We start from the raw sequence: 24,037 nt of genomic DNA on the forward strand, positions 1-24,037 counted from the left end.
CGCGACCCGGACGGGGAGGGCGGTCAGGGCCCGGTGCGGGCCAGGAACCCGCGCAGCACCGCGGCGAACTTCTCCGGCTCCTGCGAGTGGACCCAGTGGCCGGCCTCGCGGATCGTCACCCGGTGCGCCCGGGGGAACAGCCGGCGCATGACCGGCGCGTGCTCGTCGCGGACGTAGTCCGAGCGCCCGCCGGCGACCCAGAGCACCGAACCCTCGTAGACGGCGTCCCCGGTGTCCGGGAAGCCGCCGATGGTGTCCAGGCTCGACCGCAGCAGCTCGAGGTTCGGCTCCCAGGAGAGGCCCTCCGGGCCCCTGCGCAGGTTCTGCAGCAGGAAGCTCCGGGTGGTGTCCCACGGGATGGGCCCCCGGAGGGCCTCGTCCGCGTCCGAGCGGCGCTCGACGGCCGTGAGGTCCACGGCCGCGAGGCTGTCCAGCAGGTGGGCGAACTCGCCCTCGCCGCCCCCGGCCCGGGCGGGGGCGATGTCCACCACGACGAGGCGGGAGACGAGGTCCGGGTGCCGCAGCGCCAGCACCATCGCCACCTTGCCGCCGAGGGAGTGCCCGACGACGGCGACCGGCCCCGCCGCGGCGAAGTCGTCGCGCAGGGTCTCGGCCACGGAGTCCGCCATCTGCTCGTAGTCCACCCGGTCCGTCCACGCGGACCCGCCGTGGTTGGGCAGGTCCACGAGCAGGCTCCGGAGGTCCGGCTGGAGGTCCTTGGCGATCCGGGTGAAGTTCTTGCCCCGGCCGAACAGACCGTGCAGGAAGACGACGCGGTCGCCGTCGTCCCCGACAGCGGTGGTGTGCAGGGTGCTCGTCCGGATCTCAGCCATCCTCCGAGCTTAGGGTCTCGGCCGCCGGCGGACGGCGCTCTCGTCGCGCGCCGAGGACTCAATGCCCCACAGTCGTCCGGAACTGTTGTCACGACCACCGGCGGAGTGGTCGGATGGGGCACATGAAGAAGCTCATCAACGACCCGGCCGACGTCGTCCGGGAGGCCCTGCTCGGCATGCAGGCGGCGCACGGGGACCGCCTGCGCGTCGACCACTCCAACCGCGTCGTCTTCCGCGCCGACGCGCCCCGGCGCGGCAAGGTGGGCCTGGTGTCCGGCGGCGGCTCCGGACACGAGCCGATGCACGGCGGGTTCGTGGGCCCGGGGATGCTGGACGCGGCCTGCGCCGGCGAGGTGTTCACCTCCCCGGTGCCGGACCAGATGCTCGCCGCGACCCTCGGCGTCGACGGCGGCGCCGGCGTCCTGCACATCGTGAAGAACTACACCGGCGACGTCATGAACTTCGAGATGGCCGCCGAGCTCGCCGCCGAGAACGGTGTCGAGGTGGTCTCGGTCGTCACCGACGACGACGTCGCCGTGCAGGACAGCCTGTACACCGCCGGCCGTCGCGGCGTGGGGGTCACCGTGCTGCTGGAGAAGATCGCCGGTGCGGCCGCCGAGGAGGGCCGTCCGCTCGCCGAGGTCGCCGACATCGCGCGGCGGGTCGACGAGCAGGGGCGCAGCATGGGCATGGCGCTCACCTCGTGCACGGTCCCGGCCGCGGGCAGGCCGACGTTCGAGCTCGGCGAGAACGAGATCGAGGTCGGCATCGGCATCCACGGCGAGCCCGGGCGCGAACGGCGGCCGATCGCTCCCGCGCGGGAGGTCGCGGCCATGCTCGTCGAGCCGGTCCTCGCCGACCTGCCAGCGGCCGACGGCGCCCCGGTGATCGCGTTCCTCAACGGCATGGGCGGCACGCCGCTGATCGAGCTGTACATCATGTACTCCGAGGTGCAGCAGCTGCTGCAGAAGGCCGGCATCCCGGTCGCCCGCAGCCTGGTCGGCAACTACATCACCTCGCTGGACATGGCCGGCTGCTCCGTGACCCTGCTGCGCGCGGACGACGAGATCGTCCGCCTGTGGGACGCGCCGGTCAACACCCCCGGCCTGCGCTGGGGCACGTGATGCCGGAGGTCACCGCCGAGGGTCTCGACCGCTGGCTGCGGAGGTTCGCGGAGGTCGTCCACGACCACGCCGCCGAGCTCACGGAACTCGACTCCGCCATCGGCGACGCCGACCACGGGAGCAACATGGACCGTGGCATGCGGGCGGTCGTCGGCGCGCTGGACGCGGGCGACGCCGGGGACGCCGGCGCGATGCTGAAGAAGGCCGGCATGACCCTGGTCAGCACCGTCGGCGGGGCCAGCGGCCCGCTGTACGGCACGTTCTTCCTGCGGGTCGGCGGCGGGCTGGCCGGTGGGCAGGCCGTCGACGCCGCCGCCCTGGGCGGGGCGCTGCGGGCCGGCCTGGAGGGCGTGGTCGCCCGGGGCAAGGCCCAGCAGGGCGACAAGACGATGGTGGACGCCCTGGTGCCGGCGATCGACGCCTACGACGTGGCGGTGGCCGGGGGCGCCGGCATCGCCGACGCGCTGTCCGCCGCGGCCGACGCGGCAGAGGCAGGCTGCGCCGCGACGATCCCGCTCGTGGCCTGCAAGGGCCGGGCCAGCTACCTGGGCCAGCGCAGCGCCGGGCACCAGGACCCGGGCGCCACCAGCACGGCGCTGCTGCTGCGGTCCGCCGCCGACAGCCTGCCGTGATCGGCATCGTCGTCGTCTCGCACAGCCGCGCGCTGGCCGAGGCGGCCGTCGAGCTGGCCTGCGAGATGGTCGCGGAGCGCCCGCCGATCGCCGTGGCGGCGGGTGCCGGCGCCGGGTTCGGCACGGACGCCGTCGCGGTCGCCGACGCCATCACCGCCGTCGACTCACCGGACGGCGTGCTGGTGCTCCTCGACCTCGGCAGCGCCGTGCTCAGCGCGGAGATGGCGCGGGAGCTCGTGCCGCCCGACGTCGCCGAGCGGGTGCGCCTGTCGCCCGCTCCGCTCGTCGAGGGGCTGGTCGCCGCCGTGGTGACGGCCGCGACCGGCGCGCCGCTGGACGCGGTGCTCGAGGAGGCCGGCCGCGGACTGGCCGCCAAGCTGGATCACCTGGGGGAGGCGGCGGACCCGTCGGCGACGGGCACGACGGCGCCGCCCGCGGCACCCGAGGTCGTCGCCGAGCTGCCCGTGGACACCCCGCACGGTCTGCACGCGCGCCCGGCCGCCCGGCTGGTCGGGCTCGTGCGGGCCGCCGACGCGGCCGCCGTGGTCACGAACCTGCGCACGGGCCGCGGTCCGGTCGACGCCCGCAGCCTCTCCGGGCTCGTGACGCTCGCCGTCCGGCAGGGCGACCGGCTGCGCTTCGAGGCGTCCGGACCCGGCGCCGAGTCGTTGACCGAGGCGGTGCGGGCGCTGGCCGCGGACTCCTGGGGCGACCGGCCCTCCGACCAGGGGCCCCCGGCGGCCCCCGGGTCGGCCGGTCCGACGGTCGTGCCCGTGCCGCCCGCCGCCGGACCGGGCGGCGACGTCGCCCTCGGCCCGGCGGTGGTGCGGGGCGGCGCGATCGACCTCTCCGGCTACCGGCCGGGCGGGCCTGCCGAGGAGCAGCGGCGCTCGGACGCGGCCGTCGCCCGCGCACTCGCCGAGCTGGCCGCACTGCGCCGTTCCGCCACCGGGGGCCCCGGCCCGGTGGGCGCCGTCCTCGAGGCCCACGAGGCCCTGCTCGTCGACCCCGGCTTGACCGAGGCCGTCTCCGCCGGCATCGCCGCCGGCGCGCCCGCGCCCACGGCGTGGGAGGACCGGCTCTCCGCGCTGGGCGGAGAGCTCGAGGCGATGGACGACCCCTACCTGCGGGCGCGCGCCGAGGACGTCCGCAGCGTGCGGCAGCGGGTGCTCGCCGCACTGGCCGGAGCCGGCGCGCCCGAGGACGCCGTCCCGGCCGAGGGTCCGCCCACGGTCCTCGTCGTGCGGGAGCTCGACGCCGCGACGGCGGCGACGCTGGACCCGCACCGGGTCGCGGGCGTGGTCACGCTGGCGGGCGGGGACACCGGCCACGGCGTCCTCGTCGCCCGCTCGCGCGGCATCCCGGTGTACCACGACGCCGGGCCGGCCGCGGCCGCGGTGGCACCCGGCACCGTCGTCGGCTTCGACGCGCGGGCGCGGCGGTTCGTCGTCGACCCCGACGAGAGCACCCGGCGCTCCCTCCGCGAGCTGTCGGCCGCCCGGGCCGTCGAGGCCGAGCGTGTCCTGGCCACCGCACGCGAACCGGGCGCGACGGCGGACGGCCACCCGGTGCCGGTGCTCGCCAACGTCACGACGCCGGCCGACGCCGGCCGGGCCGTCGCTTTCGGCGCGCAGGGGTGCGGGCTGCTGCGCACCGAGGTCCTGTTCGGCCACCTGGACGACGCCCCGTCGGTCGAGGCGCAGGCGGCCGCGTTCGCCGGGATCGCCGAGGCGTTCGCCGGGCGGCCGGTGACCGTCCGCACCTGGGACGTCGGCGGCGACAAGCCGCTGTCCTTCCTGCCGGCGCCCCACGAGGCGAACCCGTTCCTCGGCGAGCGCGGGCTCCGGCTCATGCGGCGGGCACCGGAGGTGCTCCGCGACCAGCTGACCGCGATCTGTCTGGTGGCCCGGGACCACCCGGTGCACGTCATGTTCCCCATGGTCAGCACCGCCGAGGAGGTGGCGTGGGCGCTGGAGCGGCTTGACGAGGCCTCCTCGGCGATCGGCGGCCGCCCGGCGGGCATGAGGGTCGGCGCCATGATCGAGGTCCCGGCCGCGGCCCTGGCCGTCCGCCGCGTGGCGCAGGGGCTCGACTTCGTGAGCATCGGCACCAACGACCTCGCGCAGTACACGATGGCCGCCGAGCGGGGCAACACCGCGGTCTCGGCGCTGGCGGACGCCCGGCAGCCCGTCGTGCTCGACCTGGTGGCCCGGGTGTGCGCCGAGGTGCCCGAGGGCACGCACGTCGCGGTGTGCGGCGACCTCGCCGGTGACCCGGCCGCTGCGGTGGTGCTCGCCGGGCTGGGCGTCGAGGAGCTCAGCGTGGTGCCCACCCGGGTGGCTCTCGTCAAGGCACGGCTGCGGGACGTGACGCTGGCCGGTGCGCAGGACCTCGCGCGGCGGGCCCTGGCGTGCGGGTCCGCCGCGGAGGTGCGGGCGCTGCTGGCGGGCGCCGCGGGCGCGATCCCGGGCTGACAGGCGGTGGCTGTCGTGGGGCGTTCTCCTCCCGCCCTCCACCGCATCGTCGCTGACGGTCCGGCGGCCCGGCTCGAGGCCGGCGGAGAAGTGCCCGTAGACTCGGACCCGTGACCGACGCGACCCCGACCCCCGCCAGCAGCCACCTCCCCGAGCAGGTCTCGGAGCTCTTCGACCCCGTGCAGTGGCGGACGGTCGAGGGCTTCCAGGACCTGCAGGACCTCACCTACCACCGCGGTGTGGAGCGGGACGCGGACGGCGCGGTGCTCCGGGACCTGCCGTGGGTGCGGATCGCCTTCGACCGCCCGGAGGTGCGCAACGCCTTCCGGCCGGGCACCGTCGACGAGCTCTACCGCGCGCTCGACCACGCGCGGATGAGCTCGGACGTGGGCGCCGTGGTCCTCACCGGCAACGGGCCCTCCGCCAAGGACGGCGGCTGGGCGTTCTGCTCCGGCGGGGACCAGCGCATCCGCGGCCGCGACGGCTACCGCTATGCCGGGGGCGAGACCGCCGAGAGCATCGACCCGGCCCGCGCCGGGCGGCTGCACATCCTCGAGGTGCAGCGCCTGATCCGCACCATGCCCAAGGTGGTCATCGCCGCCGTCCCCGGGTGGGCCGCGGGCGGCGGGCACTCCCTGCACGTGGTCTGCGACCTCACGATCGCGTCCCGGGAGCACGGGCGGTTCAAGCAGACGGACGCCACCGTCGGCTCCTTCGACGCCGGCTACGGCTCCGCGCTGCTCGCCCGGCAGGTGGGGCAGAAGGCGGCCCGCGAGATCTTCTTCCTCGCCCGGGAGTACGACGCGCAGCGGATGCTCGAGATGGGCGCGGTCAACGAGGTCGTCCCGCACGCGGAGCTGGAGGACGCGGCGATCGCCGCCGCCCGGGACGTGGCGGCCCAGTCCCCGCAGGCGATCCGGATGCTGAAGTTCGCCTTCAACCTGCCCGACGACGGGATGGTCGGCCAGCAGGTCTTCGCCGGCGAGGCGACCCGCATGGCGTACATGACCGACGAGGCCGTCGAGGGCCGGGACGCGTTCCTGGGCAAGCGCGACCCGGACTGGTCCGGCTTCCCCTACTACTTCTAGGCCGGCTGCCGCCGGTGCACGACCCGTCCCCGGGTCGGGAGCCGACCGGCGGCGCGAGGAGGAGACCCGCGATGGCCGAACTGATCGTCCCCGGCGACGCCGTGGTCCTCGACGGGCCCGTGCCCGGCGACCCCCTGCGGCTGCTGTCCCTGCTGACCCGCGCGCTGGGCCGGGAGGGCCCCGCCGTCGTCGTGCGGACCTCCGGCTCCACGGGCCGGGCCAAGCGCACGGTCCTCACCCGGGACGCGCTCGCGGCGTCCTCGATGGCCACCGCGGTGCGCACCGGCGGGGTGGGCCAGTGGCTGCTCGCGCTGCCCGTCCACTACGTGGCCGGGCTCCAGGTGCTCGTGCGCTCCCTCTACGCCGGGACGGACCCCGTGGTCCTCGACCCCGCGGCCCGCTTCACCCCCGAGGCCTTCGCGGCGGCGGCCGAGGAGCTGGAGGACCCCGTGCGCTTCACCTCGCTCGTGCCCACCCAGCTGCAGCGGATCCTGGAACCGGCGTCCGGGGTGCGCAACGGGGACGCGGTCTCCGCGCTGAAGAGCTTCTCCGCGGTCCTGCTCGGCGGCTCGGCCGCTCCCCCGCGGCTGCTGGCGGCCGCCCGGGCCGCCGACGTCCGGGTGGTCGTCACCTACGGGATGTCGGAGACGTGCGGGGGCTGCGTCTACGACGGCGTGCCCCTGGACGGCGTCTCCGTGCACGTGGGGACGGAGGGGGCCGAGGACGACGCCCCGCGACCCGGGGTCACCGGCGGGTCCGGGCCGGGCCGGATCTGGCTCGGCGGGGACGTCGTCGCCGCCGGCTACGCCGGGGACCCGGAGCAGACCGCACGGCACTTCCGGGAGGCCGCCGGGACCCGCTGGTACCGCACGGACGACCTCGGCGAGATCTCCGCCGACGGCGTGCTCACGGTGCACGGGCGGGTCGACGACGTGGTGAACACCGGCGGTGTCAAGGTCGCCGCGGGGCTCGTGACCGCCGCGCTCACGGAGCACCCGGCGGTGCGCCAGGCCCTGGTGCTCGGCGTGCCCGACCCCGAGTGGGGGCAGGCGGTCGGGGCGGCGGTCGTCGCGGCCCCCGGCGCGGACCGCCGGCGGCTGCGCGCCGAGCTCGAGGAGTCGGTGCGCGCCCGGCACGGCGCCGCCGCGGTGCCCCGGCGCTGGGCCTGGCCGGACGAGCTGCCCCTGCTGCCCACCGGGAAGCCGGACCGCGCCGCCGTGGGCCGTCTGCTGGGCTGAGCCCCTGCCCGAGCCGGGTCCGGGGCCGGGCCGTGACACAATGGTTCGCGGCCACGGACCCCCACCGCGGCCCGCATCCCGCACCCCGCACCCGCGCGGGTCGTTCCCGACGGAGGTAGCCCGTGGCCACGCCAGCACAGTGGATCGAGGGGGCCCGGCTCCGGACGCTGCCGATGGCCCTCGCCCCCGTGGTGGCCGGCTCCGCCGCGGCCCAGGCCCTGCACTCGTTCGACCCCGTCCGCGCGCTGCTCGCGCTGCTGGTCGCCCTCCTCCTGCAGATCGGCGTGAACTACGCCAACGACTACTCCGACGGCATCCGGGGCACCGACGACGACCGCGTGGGCCCCCTGCGCCTCACCGGCTCCGGGGCCGCCGCGCCAGGGCAGGTGCGGGCGGCGGCGCTGCTGTGCTTCGGCCTGGCCGCGCTCGCCGGCGCGGCCCTGGTGGTGCTGAGCCGTCAGTGGTGGTTCATCCCCGTGGGCCTCTCGGCCGTGCTCGCCGCGTGGGGGTACACCGGCGGGCGCAGCCCGTACGGGTACCGCGGGCTCGGGGACGTGTTCGTGTTCGTGTACTTCGGGCTCGTGGCCGTGCTCGGCACCACGCTCACCCAGGCGGGCACCCTCAACCTCGAGGCCTTCGTCGCGGCCCTGTCCACCGGTCTGATCGCCACCGCCCTGCTGATGGCCAACAACATCCGGGACCTGCCCGGGGACCGGGAGGTCGGCAAGCGGACCCTGGCCGTGCGGCTGGGCGACCCGCTGGCGCGGGTGGTGTTCACCGCGGAGATCGCCGTGGCGTTCGCGCTCGTGCTGTTCCTGGTGCCAGACAACCCGTGGATGCTCCTCGTGCTGCTGCTCCTGCCCCTGGCGTGGGCGCCCGTGGCCACGGTGCTGCGGGTGCAGGACCGGCGCCAGCTCATCCCCGTGCTCCGGCAGTGCGGGGTGCTCAACGTGGGCTGGGCCGTGCTCTTCCTGCTGGCGGTGCTGCTGCGGCAGTGGTGGTGAGCACCCGGTGAGGACGCGGCGGCGGGTGGCTCAGACCTCGCGGCCGTCCTCGCGCAGCCGCCGGTCCACGTAGGCGTCCTCGACCTCCTGGTCCTCGAGCGCCACCCGGTTGCGGGGCTTCGGCGCCCGCGCGAACCACCGGTGGAACTCCTCCCCCGCGGCGCTGTGCAGGCGCGGGAAGAACAGGTAGGAGACCGCGAAGGAGATGACCACCGCGGCGACCCCGGACAGGACCAGCCCCACGCCCAGCCACATGCTGAGCAGGAAGGCCAGCACGAGCAGCGCGAACCGGAGCAGGGAGTACTTCAGGAAATTCACGCGCCCAGTCTAGCCGGAGCTCCTGACAGGACCCCCGGGCCGGTGGAGCGCGGCGGACAGGGCCTCCGGAGCGCTGAGCTGGCGTCCAGGCAACTCCCCTACGATTGTCGGCATGGGCAGAGCCATCCTCATCATCGGCGCGGCCGCTTTGGCGGTGGGCGTGATCGTCTACTCCCTCATCGAGTGCGCCCGGACCGACAGCACCGACATGCGCGGTCTCCGCAAGGGCGGCTGGATCGCGGTGATCCTCCTCCTCCCCCTCCTCGGCGCCCTCCTGTGGCTGTTCCTCGGGCGGCCCAAGGGCACCGCGGAGTCCTCGCGTCCCGTGCGCGGCAGGGGGCCCGACGACGACCCCCAGTTCCTGCGCAACCTCGAGGAGCGCCGCCGGCAGCAGGAGAAGGCCGAGAAGCTCCGGCAGTGGGAGGAGGAGCTGCGGCGCAACGGCGGACCGGGAGCATCCGGCGGCACGGGGCCGGACGGGGCTCCCGGGGAGCGCCCCGACGACGGGCCCTCCGGCGGCTCGTCCGCCGGCCGCAGCGACGGACCGACGGACGGCTCCCCCGGCAGCCGGCCCCCGCGCGGCTGATCCGCCCGGCTGATCCGCCCGGCAGGACCGCACGGCGGGACCACCCGGCAGGGCCCCACGGCAGGACCGCTCAGAGCGGGACCACGTGCCGGAGCCGCCCCGCCGCGGACCCGACCGGGCCGGACGCCCCGGCCACGACCGCCCCGACCACGTCCGTCCCGATCACGACGAACGGCCCGCACCTGCCGGTGCGGGCCGTTCCGGTGTCGTCGCCCGGCGGGGCGGCCGGGGTCAGACCCCGGAGTAGGAGTGCAGGCCGGGAAAGACGGTGTTGACCACGGTGAAGTTGAAGATCACGCAGAGGTAGCCGACGATCGACAGCCAGGCCGACCGGTTGCCGGTCCAGCCCCGGGTGGCGCGGGCGTGCATGTAGGCGGCGTAGACCACCCAGATCACGAAGGTCCACACCTCCTTGGTGTCCCAGCCCCAGTAGCGGCCCCAGGCCTGCTCCGCCCAGATGGCGCCGGCGGCGAGGGTGAAGGTCCAGAACGCGAACCCGACCGCGTTGAGCCGGAAGGACAGGTTCTCGAGCGCCTGGGAGGACGGGACCATCGCAAGGAACCCCGCGCCGGGCCGCTCGCCGGACAGGATCGCCTGCTCCCGCCGGGCCTGCAGCAGCTGCAGGACGGCCATGGCGAACGTGATGGTGAAGACCCCCGAGGCGGCCACGGCGATGGACACGTGGATCACCAGCCACCAGGACTGCAGGGCGGGCTGCAGCGGTCCCACCGGGGTGGGGAAGCCGATGGTGGCCGCGCAGAGCATGATCACCACGAGCCCGGAGACCAGGGAGCCCACGAAGCGGAGATCCCGGGCCAGCAGGGCCAGCAGGAACACGCCCGCGACGACCAGGGCGCCCGTGGTGCAGAACTCGTACATGTTGCCCCACGGCACCCGCCCGGCCGCGAAGGCCCGGCTGAGCACGGCGGCGGCGTGCACGGCGAAGCCCAGGACCATGACGGCCACGGCCACGCGGGCGGCGGGCCGGCGCTCGCCGGTGTAGCGCATCTCCTCGTCCGCCACGTGGCCGGACAGGGCGGAGCGCGCGCTCGTGCGGTAGCCGCGCCCGCGGTGGCCCGCGCCGTGGCCGGCCCGGGAGTCCGCGGGCTCGGCGGCGTCCCCGGAGGCTCCCGCGGCGGCGCCCACGAGCTCGCGCTCGCCGCTGTCCTCGGCCCCGCGCAGGGTCTTGGAGTGGGACGCCACGTCCCACGCGAAGGCCACGAAGGCGACCAGGTAGGTCATGGCCGCCAGGAGCATGAAGAGCTCGCTCCAGGCGCCCAGTGTCTCGTTGACGGTCATGCCGCCCATCCTCTCACTCGTGGTCCGGCCGGGCGTCCGGTACGGAGTCCGTCCGGCCGTCCGGCCGGCCGGCGGCGTGCCCGGTGCTCCCGGCCGCCGCCGTGGTCGCTGTTGCTGTCGCTGGTGCCGGCGGCGGCGTGGTCGCCGTCCCGGACGTGGTCGTGGTCGTGGTGTCGGTGTCCCGCACGCCGGCGTCCTGCCACTGCTCGGTCCAGAGCCGGTCCAGCCGCTCGGCCTCCGCGGCGAGCCGGGGGTCCTCGCCGCGGGCCAGCAGCCCGTACTCCAGCACCGTGCAGGGCCGTCCGTCCGCGTCGACGCCCTCCGCCGCGCGCACCCAGACGCGGCGGCGGGCGATGAACAGGGACATGAGCAGGCCGGCGAAGGCCGCGACGAAGGAGACGAAGGCGCCCGTCTTGCCGGGGTCGTAGTGGACGTCCAGACCCACGTAGCGCTTGACGTCCAGGAACTCCACGGTGCCCTTGCCGTCGGGCAGCTCGTGCACGGGGTTCGCGGCGTCGAGCGTGATGGCGCCGTTCTCGTTGGTCATGGCGTTGAGCTCGGTGAGCGGCTCGACGTCGAGCACGTACACGTTCTGCGGTTCGCCGCTGTCCAGGCCGAGGTCCCCGTGGTACGCGGAGAGGATCAGCCGGGGGTTGGCGAGGCCGGGGTCCACGGAGCGGGGCATCTCGCCCTCGCCGCCCACGGCGGTGGGCAGCAGCAGCCCCACGAGGCCGAGCTGGTCGGGACGGGCGTCCGGGACCTTGAGCACGAGCGAGGACGTGTAGACGCCGTCGGAGGGGATGGTCACGACCGGCCCCTCGAAGGCGACGTCCCCGTTGCCGTCGGTCACCCGCACCACCGGGGCGTAGCCGTTGCCCACGAGGTAGCTCTTCACGCCGTTCACGTTGAGCGGCTGGTTCACCTTCAGGATCTCCTGCCGCGGCTCGGCGCCGGGCTCGTCCTGCACGGTGACCTCCGCGGTGAAGTCGAGCGGCGCCCCGTAGCTGCGCGGGTCCGTGGTGTCCCGGTTGAACACGGCCTCGAAGCTGTCCAACCGCACCGAGAAGGGGTCGAGCCAGTCGGCGTCGTAGTTGGGGCCGGGGGTGAAGGAGTCGTAGCCGATGAGGGTGTTGACGAAGGACTCGCCCTCCACGACCACCCGCTGGCCCTTGTAGCCGAAGAGGGAGCCGACGGCCACGGACACCAGCACGCCCAGCAGGGCCAGGTGGAAGACGATGTTGCCGACCTCCTTCCACATGCCGCGCTCGGCGGCCACCGACGGGGCGGCCGTGCCGGCGTCCCGGACCGCCACCCGGTAGCCGCGCTTCTTCAGCAGCCGGGCGGCGTCGGCCACGACGTCGTCCGGGGCCGGCGCCCCGGCCCCGTCCCGTCCGCCCAGGGCCAGGGAGCGGTGCTCCGGCAGCCGCTCGAGCCGGCGCGGGGTGCGCGGGGGCTCGGCCCGCCACGCCCGCCAGTGCTTGGCCGCGCGCGGCAGGACGCACCCCACGAGGGAGACGAACAGCAGGATGTAGATCGCGGAGAACCACGCCGACGAGAAGACGTCGAACAGCTGCACCCGGTCCAGCCACTCCCCCAGGACGGGGTTGTTGTCGATGTAGTCCTGGACCGCCGCCGGGTCCTGGATCCGCTGCGGGAAGATCGATCCCGGCACCGCGGCGACCGCCAGGAGCAGCAGCAGGAACAGGGCGGTGTTCATCTTGGTCAGCTGCGTCCAGGCCCACCGGGCCATGCCGAGGGGCCCCAGGGCGGGGAGCTCGACGTCCGGGGTGCGCTGTCCGGACGGGTCCGGGGACGCGGGGCCCGACGACGACGGGGGCGCTGCGGTGCTCATGGCGGCCTTTCTGCTGTCGGTGCGGGCTCGCGGGTCGGAGGTGCTCAGATCGGCATCACCCAGTCGGTGACGAGCTCGGCCTGCACCCAGGAGACGAACGCGGTCCACGCGCCCGTCATCATGAGCAGGCCGACGAGGACGAGCAGGCCGCCGCCGGCGCGCTGGATGCCGAGGCGGTGCCGGCGGAAGAAGCCCATGGCGCCCATGCCCCGGCGCAGGGCGAGGGCGAGCAGCAGGAACGGCACGCCCAGGCCCAGGCAGTAGGCGACCGTGAGGACGGCCGCCTTCCCGGTCGAGGCGCCGTCCACGTAGACGAGCGCCTGCACGGCCGCGAAGGTGGGGCCGATGCAGGGGGCCCAGCCGAGGCCGAACGTCACGCCGAGCAGCGGGGCGCCCCAGAGCCCGGGCGGTGGGCGGTGCTCGATCTTGCGGTCCCGCTGGAAGAAGGACACCCCGCCGAGGAACACGACGCCCATGAGCACCACGAGCCCGCCGAGGACCACGGTGATCCAGTTCTGGCCCAGGAACCAGGCGTAGGCGCCCAGCTGGGCCAGCAGCACGGACATCAGCAGGAACACGGCGGAGAAGCCGAGGACGAACAGCGTGATCCCCGCGAGCACGCGGCCGCGCCGCTGCTCCTGCAGGTCCGCGCCGGTCAGGCCGGTGACGTAGCCGAGGTAGCCGGGCACGAGGGGCAGCACGCACGGGGAGGCGAAGGAGACGAGGCCGGCGAGCAGCGCCACGGGCAGCGCGACGAGGAGGGAGCCGTCGAGGACGATCTCGGCGAAGGGGTTGCCAGCCGTCATGCCGCTTCGGCCACCGTGTCCTCGAGGAGGGTCTCGAGCACGGAGCGGTCCGCGATGCCGAGGATACGGGCGGCCACCCGCCCCTGGGCGTCGAGCACGAGCGTGGTCGGCACGGCCTGCGGCGGCACGTACGCGCTCAGCGCCATGAGCACGCCCCCGTCCTTGTCCGCGACGGACGGGTACGGGATCTCGAAGGTGCGCTCGAACGCCTCGGCGGTGGCCCGCTCGTCGCGCAGGTTCACGCCGTAGAAGGCGGCCTGCCCCTCGAACCGTTCGGCGAGCTCGCGGAGGTCGGGGGCCTCCACGCGGCACGGGGCGCAGCCCGCGTACCAGAAGTTCAGCAGCGCGGGCCGCCCGCGCAGGTCCTCGGCGGTGAGGGGTGTGCCGTCGAACAGCGTGCCGGCGAACTGCACCGGCTCCCCGCGCTCGGCGGCCGGGTACTCGGAGACCGTGCCGTCCCCGGCGATGTAGCCCTTCTGGTCCCCCGAGTTCGCCTGCTGGGCGAGGGAGTCCTCCTCCGTGCACCCGGCGAGGGCGAGTCCGAGGACGCCGAGGCCCGCGAGCGAGAGCACGCGGCGGCGGGACGGACGGGGGGCGGGCGAGGGGCGGGAGGTCACGGACGGATCACCTGGTGCTCTGGACGGGACGGGGAGGGCGGCGGCGCCCGGCCATTATGAACCGGGAAGCTGGTTGACCCCTGGGTAGAGGTCGGCGGCGGGCTCGCTGTAGACGACCCGGGGCGGGCGCCCGGAGTCGAGGTCGTCGAAGACCAGCGAGGTGATGGAGGCGAGGTTGCACTGCCGCCGCCGGGGGTCGTGCGGCAGGGGGCGCCCCTCGGCGGAGAGCCGGGTGAGCCAGATCGGCAGCTGGTGGGACACGAGCACGGCCTCGGCGCCGTCCCCGCCGCGCTCCGCGGCGGCGCGCCCGGCGTCCAGCACCGCCTCCGCCATGCGCGCGACCTGGTGCCGGTAGGGCTCGCCCCAGGAGGGCCGCAGCGGGTTGCGCAGGTGCGGCCAGTGCCGGGGCCGCAGCAGCTCGGGGAGGTCCACGTGCAGGCCCTCGAAGTGGTTGTGCGCCTCGATGATCCGCTCGTCCGGGTGCACCGGCAGGTGCAGCTCCCGGGCCACGGGCGCGGCCGTCTCCCGGGCGCGCTGCAGCGGCGAGGAGACGAGGTGGACGATGCGCGAGCCGGTGTTCACGCGGCGGGCGAGCTCCGCGGCGGCGGCCTCCGCCATCCGCGCACCGAGCTCGGTGAGGCCGTAGCTGGGCATCCTCCCGTAGACGATGCGGTCCGGGTTGAGGACCTGGCCGTGGCGCAGCAGGTGGACGGTCGAGGAGGGCATGCCCCCCATGGTCCCAGACCGGGCGCACCGGCCCCAAAACGGGGGCGGCTCAGCCGGCCAGGCGCTCGCGCAGCAGCCGGGCGAGGCGGCGCTCGTCGATCTGCCAGAAGTCGCGCGGGACGCCGTCCACGAGGACCACGGGGATCTCCTCGGCGTGCCGGCGGGCCAGCTCGGGGTCGGTGTCGACGTCGACGTCCTCCCACTCCAGCCCCAGCGCGGAGGCGACCCGGTCCACGGACTCCCGGGCGGCCTCGCAGAGGTGGCACCCCGGGCGGGTGAGGAGGGTCACGGCGGGCGGCGGAGGAGGAGTCATGGAGCCCATGCTACGGGCCCGCCGCGCGGTGCGGACGGGCCCGGGAACGCACCGGGGGCCGCCGTCCTGGATCGGACGGCGGCCCCCGGTGGCGCTCAGCGCAGGGTCACTTCTTGTTGCGGCGCTGGTGACGGGTCTTGCGGAGCAGCTTGCGGTGCTTCTTCTTGGACATCCGCTTGCGGCGCTTCTTGATCACTGAACCCATAGGATCCCTCGCATCTTCATGTCTCGGTGGTGTGCCCCCGGGGACTCCGCGCGACAGGCGGGAACCAGGGGTGCCGGCCTGCGGACGGTGACGGCCGGGCAAACGTTCACTGACACCCTACCGTCTTGTGGGGAGATTGCTGTACTCGGTCCGGCCGCGGCCGGCTCAGGCGCTGCGGGACACCGGTGCGGGCCCGTCCCCGGGCTCCCCCTCGAACGCGTCCGCGAGCTCGTGCGCGCCGGTGTCCGGCTGCGCCGCGGCGCCGGGCGGGTTGAGCTCGGCGGGCGCGTCCGGAGCCGGACCGGGGGTGCGCTGCTCCTGGTCCGGGTCCACGCCGGCCTCGCGGTACTGGTACTCGATGTGCTCCGCCACCAGCCGGGACGCCAGCCGGCGGTCACCGGCCGCCACGGCGGAGTAGATGGCGTGGTGCTCCGCGCGCAGCCGGTCCGCGGTGGTGCTCCACAGGGGCACGTGGCCCACCAGGGCCATCGTGTACTCGTAGATCGAGTCCCGCAGGGAGGACATCAGGGCGGAGACCACCGAGTTGCCGGCGGTCTTGCACAGGGCGATGTGGAAGCTCACCTCGAGGTGGTGGAACTCCTTGAGCGACAGGTCGTCCCGGGCCATCTGCTCGAGCAGCGCCCGCAGCTCGGCCATCGCCGGGTGCTCGGGGTCCGAGCGCTCCAGGGCCCACGTCTCGAGCAGCACCCGGGTCTGCACGATGTCCCGCAGGGGGTAGTCCGAGGTGGCCATGTGCAGCTGCAGCGCGGGCCCCGCGGACGCGGCGGGCTCCCGCACCAGCATGGGCAGGATCGACTTGCGCGGCCCGTCGAACAGCCGCACGATGCCCTGGGCCTCCAGGGTCTTGAGCGCCTCCCGCATGGTGTTGCGGGACACGCGGTGGATGGCCGCGAGGTCGCGGTCCGAGGGCAGTTGTTGGCCCAGCACGAGGTGGCCGTCGAACAGCTCGTTCTCCAGCCACTGCAGGACCTGCCGATGCGTTGCCATAGTCTCCAGGGTAGGACCACCGCGGCCCTCCGTGGGACGAACGCGGGTCCGGACGTGTCGGAAGTGCGGACGGGGAACCCCTGCCGGGCCCGGCGGACCGGACCCGGCACGGGTCAGATGAGGCCCTGCGCCATCATGGCGCCGGCGACCTTCATGAACCCGGCGATGTTCGCGCCGGCCACGTAGTTGCCGGGCATGCCGTAGTCCTCGGCGGTCTCGGCGCAGGTGTCGTGGATCGACTTCATGATCTGGCCGAGCCGCTCCTCCGTGTACTCGAAGGTCCACGAGTCGCGGGAGGCGTTCTGCTGCATCTCGAGCGCGGACGTGGCCACGCCCCCGGCGTTGGCCGCCTTGCCCGGGCCGAAGAGCACGTCCGCCTCCTGGAACAGGCGGGTGGCCTCGCCCGTGGTGGGCATGTTCGCGCCCTCCGCCACGGCGAGCACGCCGTGGCCGAGCAGCTTCTTGGCGTGGGAGCCGTCCAGCTCGTTCTGGGTGGCGCACGGCAGCGCCACCGTGCCGGGGACGTCCCAGACGGAGCCCTTGGCGATGAACCGGGCGCGTCCGCCGCGGCGCTCGGCGTACTCGGAGATCCGGCCGCGCTCCACCTCCTTGACCTCGCGCAGCAGGTCCAGCTCGATGCCGTCCGGGTCCACCACGTAGCCGCTGGAGTCCGAGGCGGTGACCACGGTGGCCCCGAGCTGCTGCGCCCGGTGGATCGCGAAGGTCGCCACGTTGCCCGAGCCGGAGACCAGCACGGTCTGACCGTCGAAGGACTGCCCGCGGGTCTGCAGCATCTCCTCGGCGAACATCACGGTGCCGAAGCCGGTGGCCTCGGTGCGCACCAGGGAACCGCCCCAGCTGAGGCCCTTGCCGGTGAGCACACTGGACTCGTAGCGATTGGTGATCCGCTTGTACTGGCCGAACAGGTAGCCGATCTCGCGTCCGCCCACCCCGATGTCACCGGCGGGGACGTCCGTGTACTCGCCGATGTGGCGGTAGAGCTCGGTCATGAAGGACTGGCAGAAGCGCATGATCTCGCCGTCGGAGCGCCCGCTCGGGTCGAAGTCCGACCCGCCCTTGCCCCCGCCGATCGGCATGCCCGTGAGGGCGTTCTTGAAGATCTGCTCGAAGCCCAGGAACTTCACGATGCCCAGGTACACGGAGGGGTGGAAGCGCAGCCCGCCCTTGTAGGGCCCGAGCGCGGAGTTGAACTCCACGCGGAAGCCGCGGTTGATGTGCACGCGGCCCTCGTCGTCGGTCCACGGCACGCGGAAGATGATCTGCCGCTCCGGCTCGCAGATCCGCTCGAGCACGGCGGCGTCGAGCAGCTCGGGGTGGCGTGCGACCACGGGGCCCAGGGAGTCGAAGACCTCGTCCACGGCCTGGTGGAACTCCACCTCTCCGGGGTTGCGGGCGAGTACGGCCTGGCGGATCGGGTACAGGTCCTCGTGCATGGTGCTCCTCGTTCGGATCGATTGGGCCCGGCCGGTCACCGCCGCGGGTTCCTGGTGCGGCGGCGCAGGCCGGAGAGGCTGGACAGGATGTCCACCGCACGAGCCCCCGCACCCCTGCCCGGGCGCGCGGGGGTGCCGCCGACCGCCGGCGCCGGGCCGGCCTCGACCGCCGGCTCAGGGCTGGGGACGACGGCCGGCTCCGGAACGACCACGGCCGCGGCGTCCAGCACGGCCGTCCCGGGCGTCGCCTCCGGAGCCGTCCCGGCCCCATCGGCCCCCGCGGTCACGACCACGTCAGGTCCGGCGACGCCGGCCCCGGCAGTGCCGCTGTCCGCGGCGTCCACGGGGGCGCGCGTCGGGGCGGCCGGCTGGTGCGCCGCACCGCCCACGACCTCGTGGACCCACGCGGTGACCTCGGCCAGCGGCTCCGGCTGCACGGCGTAGAGACGTCGTTGCCCCTGTGCCTCCATGGACACCATACCGGCCTCGCGCAGGATCTTCAGATGCTTCGAGACGGTCGGCTGGGAGACCCCCAGCTCTGCCACGAGGTCGCCCACGGGTCGTTCGCCGTCCTTGAGCGCGGCGAGGATCCCCCGCCGGGTCTTGTCGGCGATCACCGCGAACACGTCGTTGTTGCCCATCCGATCACTGTAAACGGGTTGCCGCGCGGCTCCCGGCACCGGCACGTCCGTGCCGCCCCCGTGGCTGCCCCCGCCGCTGCCGGAGCCCGCGGGCGGCGGGCTCAGTCGAACCACGGGTCCAGCCCCCACTGGGGGAAGACCTCCTTGCGGGTGGCCATGATCGTGCGGTCCGTCTCGTCGTTGGGGTCGAAGCCCACCTCCCAGGAGCGCCACCACAGGTCCACCTCGTCGCCCATGGCCCGCGGCGCGTCGGCGCCGTAGCGCTCTTGCACGTAGTCGCGCCACGGCTGCGGCACCGCGGTGCCCACGTCGATCGGGTGGCCGGCGGCGACTCCCACCAGGTGCGTCCAGGAGCGGGGCACCACGTCGTAGCAGTTGTACCCGCCCCCGCCCGTGGCGATCCACCGGCCCTCGCACAGCTCGTGAGCCAGCCCTGCCAGGGCCACGGCGGTCTGCCGCTGCGCGTCGACGCTGACGCGCAGGTGGGTGAGCTCGTCGGCGAAGTGCGAGTCGCAGCCGTGCTGGCTCACGATCACCTCGGGCCGGAACTGGCGCAGCAGGGGCGGGACCACGGCGTCGAACGCGCGCAGCCACATGGAGTCGTCGGAGGCCGTGGGCATCGCCACGTTCACGGAGTGCCCCTCGGCCTCCCCGCGGCCGGTCTCGTTGGCGAAGCCCGTGCCCGGGAACAGCGTCAGGCCCGTCTCGTGCAGCGAGACGGTGAGCACGCGGGGGTCGTCGTAGAAGATCGACTGGGTGCCGTCGCCGTGGTGGCCGTCGACGTCCACGTAGGCCACGCGCCGGACACCCTGGTCCAGCAGGTGCTGGACCGCCACGGCGCAGTCGTTGTAGATGCAGAATCCGCTGGCCTTCTCGGCGTGGGCGTGGTGCATCCCGCCCCCGAAGTTCACGGCGTGCACCGCGTCCCCCGCGAGAACGGCCACGGCGCCCTGGTAGGTGCCGCCCACGAGCCGAGCGCTCGCCTCGTGCACCCCCGGGTACCCGGGGGTGTCCTCGGTGCCGAGACCGCACTCGGGGACCTCGACGGTGGGGTCGGCGCTGACGGCCCGGACCGAGTCCACGTAGTGCTGCGGGTGGACGAGGTTGAGCACCTCGTCCGGGGCCACCTCGGGCGCCTCCACCGTGACGTTGTCCCGGCGGTCCAGGCCGAACTCCTGGACCAGCCGGTAGGTGGCCTCGAGCCGGGACGGGTGCATGGGGTGGTGGTCCCCGAAGTTGTACTCGAGCAGGGCGGGGTCCCAGAACAGTCGCGTGGGGTACGGGGCGCCGGGCCCGGACGTAGCAGGGGTCACACCGCCATTAGACCACTCGGGGCCGGGGCCCGCCGTCGCGGGCGTGGCGCCGGCGCCCTTTGTGTCACCCCGGCGCGGCTCAGTCGAGGTCGCTGAAGGCCTCGACCGCACGGGTGGGTCCCGTCACGAGGATCTGGTCGTTCTCGTAGAGGACCGTGCCGGGCTCGGTGGCCTCCCACTCCTGGCCCAGGCGGCGGACCGCGACGATCGAGACGCCGTGGGTGCGCCGGATGCTGAGGGTGTCCAGCGGCCGCTGCTGGACGGCCTCCGGGGCCGGGCAGCGGATGAGGGCGAATCCCTCGTCGATCGTCACGAAGTCGAGGACCCGGCCCTGGATCAGGTGGGCGGAGCGCACGCCCATGTCGTGCTCGGGGCTGATGACGTGGTGGACCCCGAGCTGCTCGAGGATCTCGGCGTGGGGCGTGGTGATGGCCTTCGCCCAGATCTCGGGGTGGGCGAACTTCAGCAGCCGGGAGGCGACCAGGATGCTGGCCTGGACGTCGGAGCCGATGCCGACCACGACCTTGTCGAACTCGTCGACGCCGAGCTGGCGCAGCACCTGTTCCTGGGTGGCGTCGGCGCGCACCACGGTGGTCAGCTGCCCGTTGAGCTCCTGGACGACGTCCTCGTCGACGTCGATGCCCAGCACCTCGGCGCCGTTGCGCATCAGCTCGAGGGCCAGGGCGGCGCCGAAGCGGCCGAGGCCGATCACGGCCACCGTGCCCGGTGGCCGGCGGCGGCCGGAGTGGTGGTGCGAGGCGGTGCCGGAGCGGGAGGGGAACATGTGGGGACCTCCAGGAGGTGTCGGGGTGGGCCGCAGGGCCCCGTGGGGTGGTGTGCCGGGCGGGCGCGGTGGACTCAGCCGATCAGCGGGCGTTCCTTGGGCAGTTCGTACAGGGCCTTCCGGGGACGGGCCGCCATGGCGGTGGCCACGGTGATGGGCCCCAGCCGGCCCAGGAACATCAGGGCGATGAGCACCCCCTGGGCCGCCGGCGAGAGAGCCGCGGTGATGCCCGTGGACAGGCCCACGGTGGCGAACGCGGAGATCGTCTCGAACAGGATCCGGTCCAGGCCGATGTCCTCGTGCAGCAGCATCAGCACCATCGTGGCGGTGGTCACCGCGCCCAGCGCCAGGACGACCACCGTGATCGCCTGGCGCTGCACCGACCGGGACAGGCGCCTGCCGAGGACGTGCACGGCCGTTCCCCCGGTGATCTCGGTCCAGGCGATGAAGCCGAGGACGGCGACGGTGGTGACCTTCAGCCCGCCGGCCGTCCCGGCGGGGCCGCCGCCGATGAGCATCAGGAGGTCCAGCCCCAGCCAGGACACCGGGTGCATCGCCGAGATGTCGATGCTGTTGAACCCGGCCGTGCGGGCGATGGTGGACTGGAAGAACCCGGCCATCAGCTTCTCGTCGGCCCGCATCGGCCCCAGGGTGGCGGGGTTGGACCACTCCACCGCGCACAGGAACACCGTGCCGGCGCCGAGCAGGACCACGGTGGCGAACAGCACGATCCGGGTGTTCATGCTCCACCGCCGGGGCCGGCGCCACTCCCGGCGCAGCTGGTAGAGCACCGGGAACCCCAGCCCGCCCAGGACCACGGCGACGACGATCGGCAGGTTGACCCAGGGGTCGGCGGCGAAGTCCATGATCGACAGGGTGTACAGGGCGAAGCCGGCGTTGTTGAACGCCGAGACCGCGTGGAACACGCCGTGCCACACCGCCTGCCCCGGTCCGTACCCGTAGCCGGCGAAGAAGCGCAGGGCGAGCGCCGCGGCCACGACCGTCTCGATCAGCAGCGTGGTGGCGAGGATGCGCAGCAGCACCCGGCGCATGTCCCCGTAGCCGGGGTTCTTCGTCTCGGTCGAGCTCATGATCCGGGCCGTCAGGCCCAGCCGGCGGGCCAAGAGGATCCCCAGCACGGTGGCGAAGGACATCACCCCGAACCCGCCGATCTGGATCAGGGCCAGGATCACCGCCTGCCCGAACGGCGTCCAGTAGGTCGGCGTGTCCACCACGACCAGCCCGGTCACGCAGATCGCCGAGGTCGCGGTGAAGAACGCCTCCATGAACGACGCCCCGCCGGGGCCCGACCTCGCGACCGGGAGCATCAGCAGGACGGTGCCGACGGCCAGGGCGGTCGCGAACGCCCCGATGATCAGCTGCGCCGTGCGCGCCGCGGTCACCTCCCGCGGATCGGTGCTCCGCCGTTGTCCCGGCCGGCGACCGTGGGGGGAGCGGATCCCGTGCCGTCGGGTGAGTCGACGGACCCGGGCGCGCAGCAGGGCCTCTTCCAGGGGCATGGGCGACAACCTACACCCGCGGCTGCCCGCCGCGGACGGGCGCGGGTGGAATACTGTCTCGGGTCGAGGCGAACGCCGCGGCCGCCGCCCCGCCCGGGCGGTCAGGACACCAGGAGGAGAGCCCGTGAGCCACCTGCAGCGCGCGCCCTGGGCCCGTCCGGAGGAGCGCGGCCGGTTCTGGCTGCTCACCTCGCTGCGCGACCTCGTGGACCGGATCGCGGCGGGCTCCCCCGCCCGTCTCGCCGTCATCTCCTTCGCCGCGGTCGTGTCCGTGTTCTCCTTCCTGCTGTGGCTGCCCGTGGCCTCGGCCCCCGGCGTCGTGACACCGGTCGAGGACGCCGTGTTCACGGCCACCTCCGCGGTCACCGTGACGGGCCTGACCACGGTGTCGACGGCGGCCAACTGGTCGTTCTTCGGCCAGTTCGTGATCCTGGTCGCGATGCAGATCGGCGGTCTCGGCACCCTCACCATGACCTCGATCCTGGCCCTGGCCATCGGTCGCAAGCTCGGCCTGAAGTCCCGGCTGATCACCCAGGAGGCCCTGAACATCGGGCGCCTGGGCGAGGTGGGCTCGCTCCTGCAGATCATCGTGCTGATGTCCGTGACGATCGAGGCGATCCTGGCCACGGTGCTGACGATCGGCTTCCTGGTGGTCGGGGAGCCGTTCCTCACCGCTCTCTGGCACGGGGTGTTCTACGCGGTCTCCGCGTTCAACAACGGGGGGTTCACCCCGCACTCGGACGGCCTCGTCCCGTACACGGACGCGGTGCTGATCCTCCTGCCGATCGCCCTGGGCGTCCTCCTGGGCTCCCTCGGCTTCCCCGTGGTCCTCGTGCTGCGGCAGACCGGGCTGCGCTTCTCGCGGTGGAACCTCAACACGAAGCTGGTGATCGTGACCACCACGATCCTGCTGTTCGTGGGGTGGGCCCTGTTCCTGGCCTTCGAGTGGTCCAATCCGGACACCCTGCGGGACCGGCCCGTGCACGAGAAGATCTTCGAGGGCTTCTTCCACTCCGTCATGGTCCGCTCCGGGGGCTTCAACCTCGTGGACATGAACAGCCTGGAGCCGGTGACCCTGCTGATGACCGACGCGCTGATGTTCGCGGGCGGCGGCCCGGCCTCCGTGGCCGGCGGCATCAAGGTCACCACCCTCGCCGTGGTCTTCCTGGCAATCCTGGCCGAGGCCCGGGGCGACCGGTCCGTGATCGCGTTCTACCGGACCATCCCCGAGGACGCCCTCCGCATCGCGATCTCGGTGATCATGATGGGGGCGACCGTCGTCCTGGTGGGCTGCGGGATCCTCGTCGAGATCTCCGAGGAGCCGCTGGACCGGGTCCTGTTCGAGGTGATCTCCGCGTACGCGACGTGCGGTCTCAGCGTGGGGCTCTCCGGCGAGCTGCCCCCCGCCGGCAAGTACGTCCTGGTCCTGATCATGCTCATCGGGCGCATCGGCACGACCACCGTGGCCGCCGCCCTGGCGCTGCGCTCACGCCGGCGCCTCTACCGGTACCCCGAGGAAAGGCCCATCATTGGCTGACCGTTCGTCCCACAGCGTCCCCGTCCTGGTGATCGGCCTCGGCCGCTTCGGCACCGCCACCGCGCTCCAGCTCGCCCGGCAGGGCCGGGAGGTCCTGGGCGTGGAGCGGGACGCCCAGCTGGTCCAGAAGCTCTCCGGGCAGCTCACCCACGTGGTCGAGGCCGAGGCCACGGACATCGACGCCCTGCGCCAGCTGGGGGCGGCCGAGTTCGACTCCGCCGTGGTGGGCGTCGGCACGTCCATCGAGTCGAGCGTGCTCATCACGGCGAACCTCGTGGACCTCGGCGTGAGCCGGATCTGGGCGAAGGCCATCACGCCCTCGCACGGCAAGATCCTCTCCCGCATCGGGGCGCACCACGTGATCTTCCCCGAGGCGGACGCCGGGCGGCGCACCGCGCACCTGGTCTCGGGCCGGCTGCTGGACTACATCGAGTTCGACGACGACTTCGCGATCGTCAAGATGTATCCGCCGCGGGAGGTGCAGGGCTTCACGCTGGGCGACTCCAACGTCCGCTCCAAGTACGGCGTGACCGTGGTGGGCGTGAAGTCCCCGGGCGAGGACTTCACGTACGCCCGCCCCGACACCAAGGTCACCTCCCGCGACCTGCTGATCGTCTCGGGGCACGTGGACCTGCTCGAGCGCTTCGCGGCCCGCCCCTGACCCG

Annotated in this window: 24 protein-coding genes; 9 read left to right on the plus strand and 15 right to left on the minus strand. The window is 74.0% G+C overall.

Annotation, left to right across the window (positions count from 1 at the left end; all coding sequences use genetic code 11):
- Window positions 1-23 precede the first annotated feature (23 nt).
- Entirely contained in the window at window positions 24-833 is an 810-nt protein-coding gene (locus tag RF644_RS12090; protein WP_115162927.1) for an alpha/beta fold hydrolase, read from the minus strand.
- 122 nt (window positions 834-955) lie between these two features.
- Between RF644_RS12090 and dhaK the strand changes: the two genes are divergently transcribed.
- The 6 genes from dhaK (at window position 956) to RF644_RS12120 (ending at window position 8,393) form a co-directional block, all read left to right on the plus strand.
- Window positions 956-1,957 carry a dihydroxyacetone kinase subunit DhaK gene (gene dhaK / locus RF644_RS12095; RefSeq protein WP_115163595.1) on the plus strand — a complete coding sequence of 334 codons (1,002 nt, stop codon included), beginning with the start codon at window positions 956-958 and terminating at the stop codon, window positions 1,955-1,957.
- Window positions 1,957-2,589: a dihydroxyacetone kinase subunit DhaL gene (gene dhaL, locus RF644_RS12100; protein WP_368796686.1), complete on the plus strand. Its 633-nt coding sequence runs from the start codon at window positions 1,957-1,959 to the stop codon at window positions 2,587-2,589. The genes dhaK and dhaL overlap by 1 nt, the downstream gene beginning before the upstream one ends.
- Window positions 2,586-5,063, plus strand: a complete 2,478-nt coding sequence (gene ptsP / locus RF644_RS12105; protein ID WP_368796688.1) for a phosphoenolpyruvate--protein phosphotransferase — start codon at window positions 2,586-2,588, stop codon at window positions 5,061-5,063. Before dhaL ends, ptsP begins: the two co-directional genes overlap by 4 nt.
- 110 nt (window positions 5,064-5,173) lie before the next feature.
- Window positions 5,174-6,151 carry a 1,4-dihydroxy-2-naphthoyl-CoA synthase gene (locus RF644_RS12110; RefSeq protein ID WP_368796689.1) on the plus strand — a complete coding sequence of 326 codons (978 nt, stop codon included), beginning with the start codon at window positions 5,174-5,176 and terminating at the stop codon, window positions 6,149-6,151.
- 71 nt (window positions 6,152-6,222) lie between these two features.
- Window positions 6,223-7,389, plus strand: coding sequence for an AMP-binding protein (locus tag RF644_RS12115; RefSeq protein ID WP_368796690.1), 1,167 nt, complete (start codon window positions 6,223-6,225; stop codon window positions 7,387-7,389).
- A gap of 122 nt (window positions 7,390-7,511) precedes the next feature.
- A complete protein-coding gene (locus RF644_RS12120) occupies window positions 7,512-8,393 on the plus strand; it encodes a 1,4-dihydroxy-2-naphthoate polyprenyltransferase (RefSeq protein WP_017832474.1) in 882 nt (293 codons plus the stop codon).
- A 30-nt stretch (window positions 8,394-8,423) separates the two neighbouring features.
- Here the strand turns inward: RF644_RS12120 and RF644_RS12125 are convergent, their stop codons facing one another.
- Window positions 8,424-8,711 carry a DUF4229 domain-containing protein gene (locus RF644_RS12125; protein WP_017832475.1) on the minus strand — a complete coding sequence of 96 codons (288 nt, stop codon included), beginning with the start codon at window positions 8,709-8,711 and terminating at the stop codon, window positions 8,424-8,426.
- Window positions 8,712-8,823: 112 nt separating this feature from the next.
- Between RF644_RS12125 and RF644_RS12130 the strand changes: the two genes are divergently transcribed.
- Window positions 8,824-9,297: a PLDc N-terminal domain-containing protein gene (locus RF644_RS12130; RefSeq protein WP_133409264.1), complete on the plus strand. Its 474-nt coding sequence runs from the start codon at window positions 8,824-8,826 to the stop codon at window positions 9,295-9,297.
- Between the two features lie 231 nt (window positions 9,298-9,528).
- On the opposite strand, the gene ccsB is transcribed toward RF644_RS12130, so the two are convergent.
- The 13 genes from ccsB to RF644_RS12195 form a co-directional block, all read right to left on the minus strand.
- On the minus strand, window positions 9,529-10,596 hold the full coding sequence (gene ccsB, locus RF644_RS12135) for a c-type cytochrome biogenesis protein CcsB (RefSeq protein ID WP_368796691.1): 1,068 nt from the start codon (window positions 10,594-10,596) through the stop codon (window positions 9,529-9,531).
- Between the two features lie 13 nt (window positions 10,597-10,609).
- Entirely contained in the window at window positions 10,610-12,448 is a 1,839-nt protein-coding gene (locus RF644_RS12140; protein WP_368796692.1) for a cytochrome c biogenesis protein ResB, read from the minus strand.
- 44 nt (window positions 12,449-12,492) lie between these two features.
- Complete coding sequence (locus tag RF644_RS12145; protein WP_017832479.1) at window positions 12,493-13,254, minus strand: cytochrome c biogenesis CcdA family protein; 762 nt, start codon at window positions 13,252-13,254, stop codon at window positions 12,493-12,495.
- Window positions 13,251-13,871, minus strand: coding sequence for a TlpA family protein disulfide reductase (locus RF644_RS12150; protein WP_368796693.1), 621 nt, complete (start codon window positions 13,869-13,871; stop codon window positions 13,251-13,253). The genes RF644_RS12145 and RF644_RS12150 overlap by 4 nt, the downstream gene beginning before the upstream one ends.
- A gap of 54 nt (window positions 13,872-13,925) precedes the next feature.
- Window positions 13,926-14,597, minus strand: coding sequence for a histidine phosphatase family protein (locus tag RF644_RS12155; protein ID WP_193365108.1), 672 nt, complete (start codon window positions 14,595-14,597; stop codon window positions 13,926-13,928).
- A gap of 49 nt (window positions 14,598-14,646) precedes the next feature.
- On the minus strand, window positions 14,647-14,910 hold the full coding sequence (locus RF644_RS12160) for a glutaredoxin family protein (protein WP_031282502.1): 264 nt from the start codon (window positions 14,908-14,910) through the stop codon (window positions 14,647-14,649).
- 106 nt (window positions 14,911-15,016) lie between these two features.
- A complete protein-coding gene (locus RF644_RS12165; protein ID WP_005504750.1) occupies window positions 15,017-15,115 on the minus strand; it encodes an AURKAIP1/COX24 domain-containing protein in 99 nt (32 codons plus the stop codon).
- 165 nt (window positions 15,116-15,280) lie between these two features.
- A complete protein-coding gene (locus RF644_RS12170; protein WP_368796695.1) occupies window positions 15,281-16,123 on the minus strand; it encodes a FadR/GntR family transcriptional regulator in 843 nt (280 codons plus the stop codon).
- A gap of 113 nt (window positions 16,124-16,236) precedes the next feature.
- Window positions 16,237-17,577, minus strand: coding sequence for an NADP-specific glutamate dehydrogenase (gdhA, locus tag RF644_RS12175; RefSeq protein WP_017832485.1), 1,341 nt, complete (start codon window positions 17,575-17,577; stop codon window positions 16,237-16,239).
- A 35-nt stretch (window positions 17,578-17,612) separates the two neighbouring features.
- Window positions 17,613-18,218: an ArsR/SmtB family transcription factor gene (locus RF644_RS12180; RefSeq protein ID WP_368796696.1), complete on the minus strand. Its 606-nt coding sequence runs from the start codon at window positions 18,216-18,218 to the stop codon at window positions 17,613-17,615.
- Between the two features lie 101 nt (window positions 18,219-18,319).
- Window positions 18,320-19,531, minus strand: coding sequence for an acetoin utilization protein AcuC (locus RF644_RS12185; protein WP_368796697.1), 1,212 nt, complete (start codon window positions 19,529-19,531; stop codon window positions 18,320-18,322).
- Between the two features lie 79 nt (window positions 19,532-19,610).
- Window positions 19,611-20,315 carry a TrkA family potassium uptake protein gene (locus RF644_RS12190; RefSeq protein WP_368796698.1) on the minus strand — a complete coding sequence of 235 codons (705 nt, stop codon included), beginning with the start codon at window positions 20,313-20,315 and terminating at the stop codon, window positions 19,611-19,613.
- A 74-nt stretch (window positions 20,316-20,389) separates the two neighbouring features.
- Entirely contained in the window at window positions 20,390-21,835 is a 1,446-nt protein-coding gene (locus RF644_RS12195; protein WP_368796699.1) for a TrkH family potassium uptake protein, read from the minus strand.
- A 133-nt stretch (window positions 21,836-21,968) separates the two neighbouring features.
- Between RF644_RS12195 and RF644_RS12200 the strand changes: the two genes are divergently transcribed.
- Window positions 21,969-23,372 carry a TrkH family potassium uptake protein gene (locus RF644_RS12200; protein WP_232035380.1) on the plus strand — a complete coding sequence of 468 codons (1,404 nt, stop codon included), beginning with the start codon at window positions 21,969-21,971 and terminating at the stop codon, window positions 23,370-23,372.
- Window positions 23,365-24,033 carry a TrkA family potassium uptake protein gene (locus RF644_RS12205; RefSeq protein WP_017832491.1) on the plus strand — a complete coding sequence of 223 codons (669 nt, stop codon included), beginning with the start codon at window positions 23,365-23,367 and terminating at the stop codon, window positions 24,031-24,033. Before RF644_RS12200 ends, RF644_RS12205 begins: the two co-directional genes overlap by 8 nt.
- Window positions 24,034-24,037: the final 4 nt, after the last annotated feature.

The organism is Kocuria sp. CPCC 205258 (assembly GCF_040981005.1).
GTDB lineage: Bacteria > Actinomycetota > Actinomycetes > Actinomycetales > Micrococcaceae > Kocuria > Kocuria rosea.

Excerpts from the sequence above, each read along its gene's own strand:
- RF644_RS12090 (WP_115162927.1), bottom strand. The coding sequence starts at position 833 with ATGGCTGAGATCCGGACGAGCACCCTGCACACCACCGCTGTCGGGGAC.
- dhaK (WP_115163595.1), top strand. The coding sequence starts at position 956 with ATGAAGAAGCTCATCAACGACCCGGCCGACGTCGTCCGGGAGGCCCTG.
- dhaL (WP_368796686.1), top strand. The coding sequence starts at position 1,957 with ATGCCGGAGGTCACCGCCGAGGGTCTCGACCGCTGGCTGCGGAGGTTC.
- RF644_RS12115 (WP_368796690.1), top strand. The coding sequence starts at position 6,223 with ATGGCCGAACTGATCGTCCCCGGCGACGCCGTGGTCCTCGACGGGCCC.
- RF644_RS12130 (WP_133409264.1), top strand. The coding sequence starts at position 8,824 with ATGGGCAGAGCCATCCTCATCATCGGCGCGGCCGCTTTGGCGGTGGGC.
- ccsB (WP_368796691.1), bottom strand. The coding sequence starts at position 10,596 with ATGACCGTCAACGAGACACTGGGCGCCTGGAGCGAGCTCTTCATGCTC.
- RF644_RS12140 (WP_368796692.1), bottom strand. The coding sequence starts at position 12,448 with ATGAGCACCGCAGCGCCCCCGTCGTCGTCGGGCCCCGCGTCCCCGGAC.
- RF644_RS12145 (WP_017832479.1), bottom strand. The coding sequence starts at position 13,254 with ATGACGGCTGGCAACCCCTTCGCCGAGATCGTCCTCGACGGCTCCCTC.
- RF644_RS12155 (WP_193365108.1), bottom strand. The coding sequence starts at position 14,597 with ATGCCCTCCTCGACCGTCCACCTGCTGCGCCACGGCCAGGTCCTCAAC.
- RF644_RS12160 (WP_031282502.1), bottom strand. The coding sequence starts at position 14,910 with ATGACTCCTCCTCCGCCGCCCGCCGTGACCCTCCTCACCCGCCCGGGG.
- RF644_RS12165 (WP_005504750.1), bottom strand. The coding sequence starts at position 15,115 with ATGGGTTCAGTGATCAAGAAGCGCCGCAAGCGGATGTCCAAGAAGAAG.
- RF644_RS12170 (WP_368796695.1), bottom strand. The coding sequence starts at position 16,123 with ATGGCAACGCATCGGCAGGTCCTGCAGTGGCTGGAGAACGAGCTGTTC.
- gdhA (WP_017832485.1), bottom strand. The coding sequence starts at position 17,577 with ATGCACGAGGACCTGTACCCGATCCGCCAGGCCGTACTCGCCCGCAAC.
- RF644_RS12180 (WP_368796696.1), bottom strand. The coding sequence starts at position 18,218 with ATGGGCAACAACGACGTGTTCGCGGTGATCGCCGACAAGACCCGGCGG.
- RF644_RS12190 (WP_368796698.1), bottom strand. The coding sequence starts at position 20,315 with ATGTTCCCCTCCCGCTCCGGCACCGCCTCGCACCACCACTCCGGCCGC.
- RF644_RS12195 (WP_368796699.1), bottom strand. The coding sequence starts at position 21,835 with ATGCCCCTGGAAGAGGCCCTGCTGCGCGCCCGGGTCCGTCGACTCACC.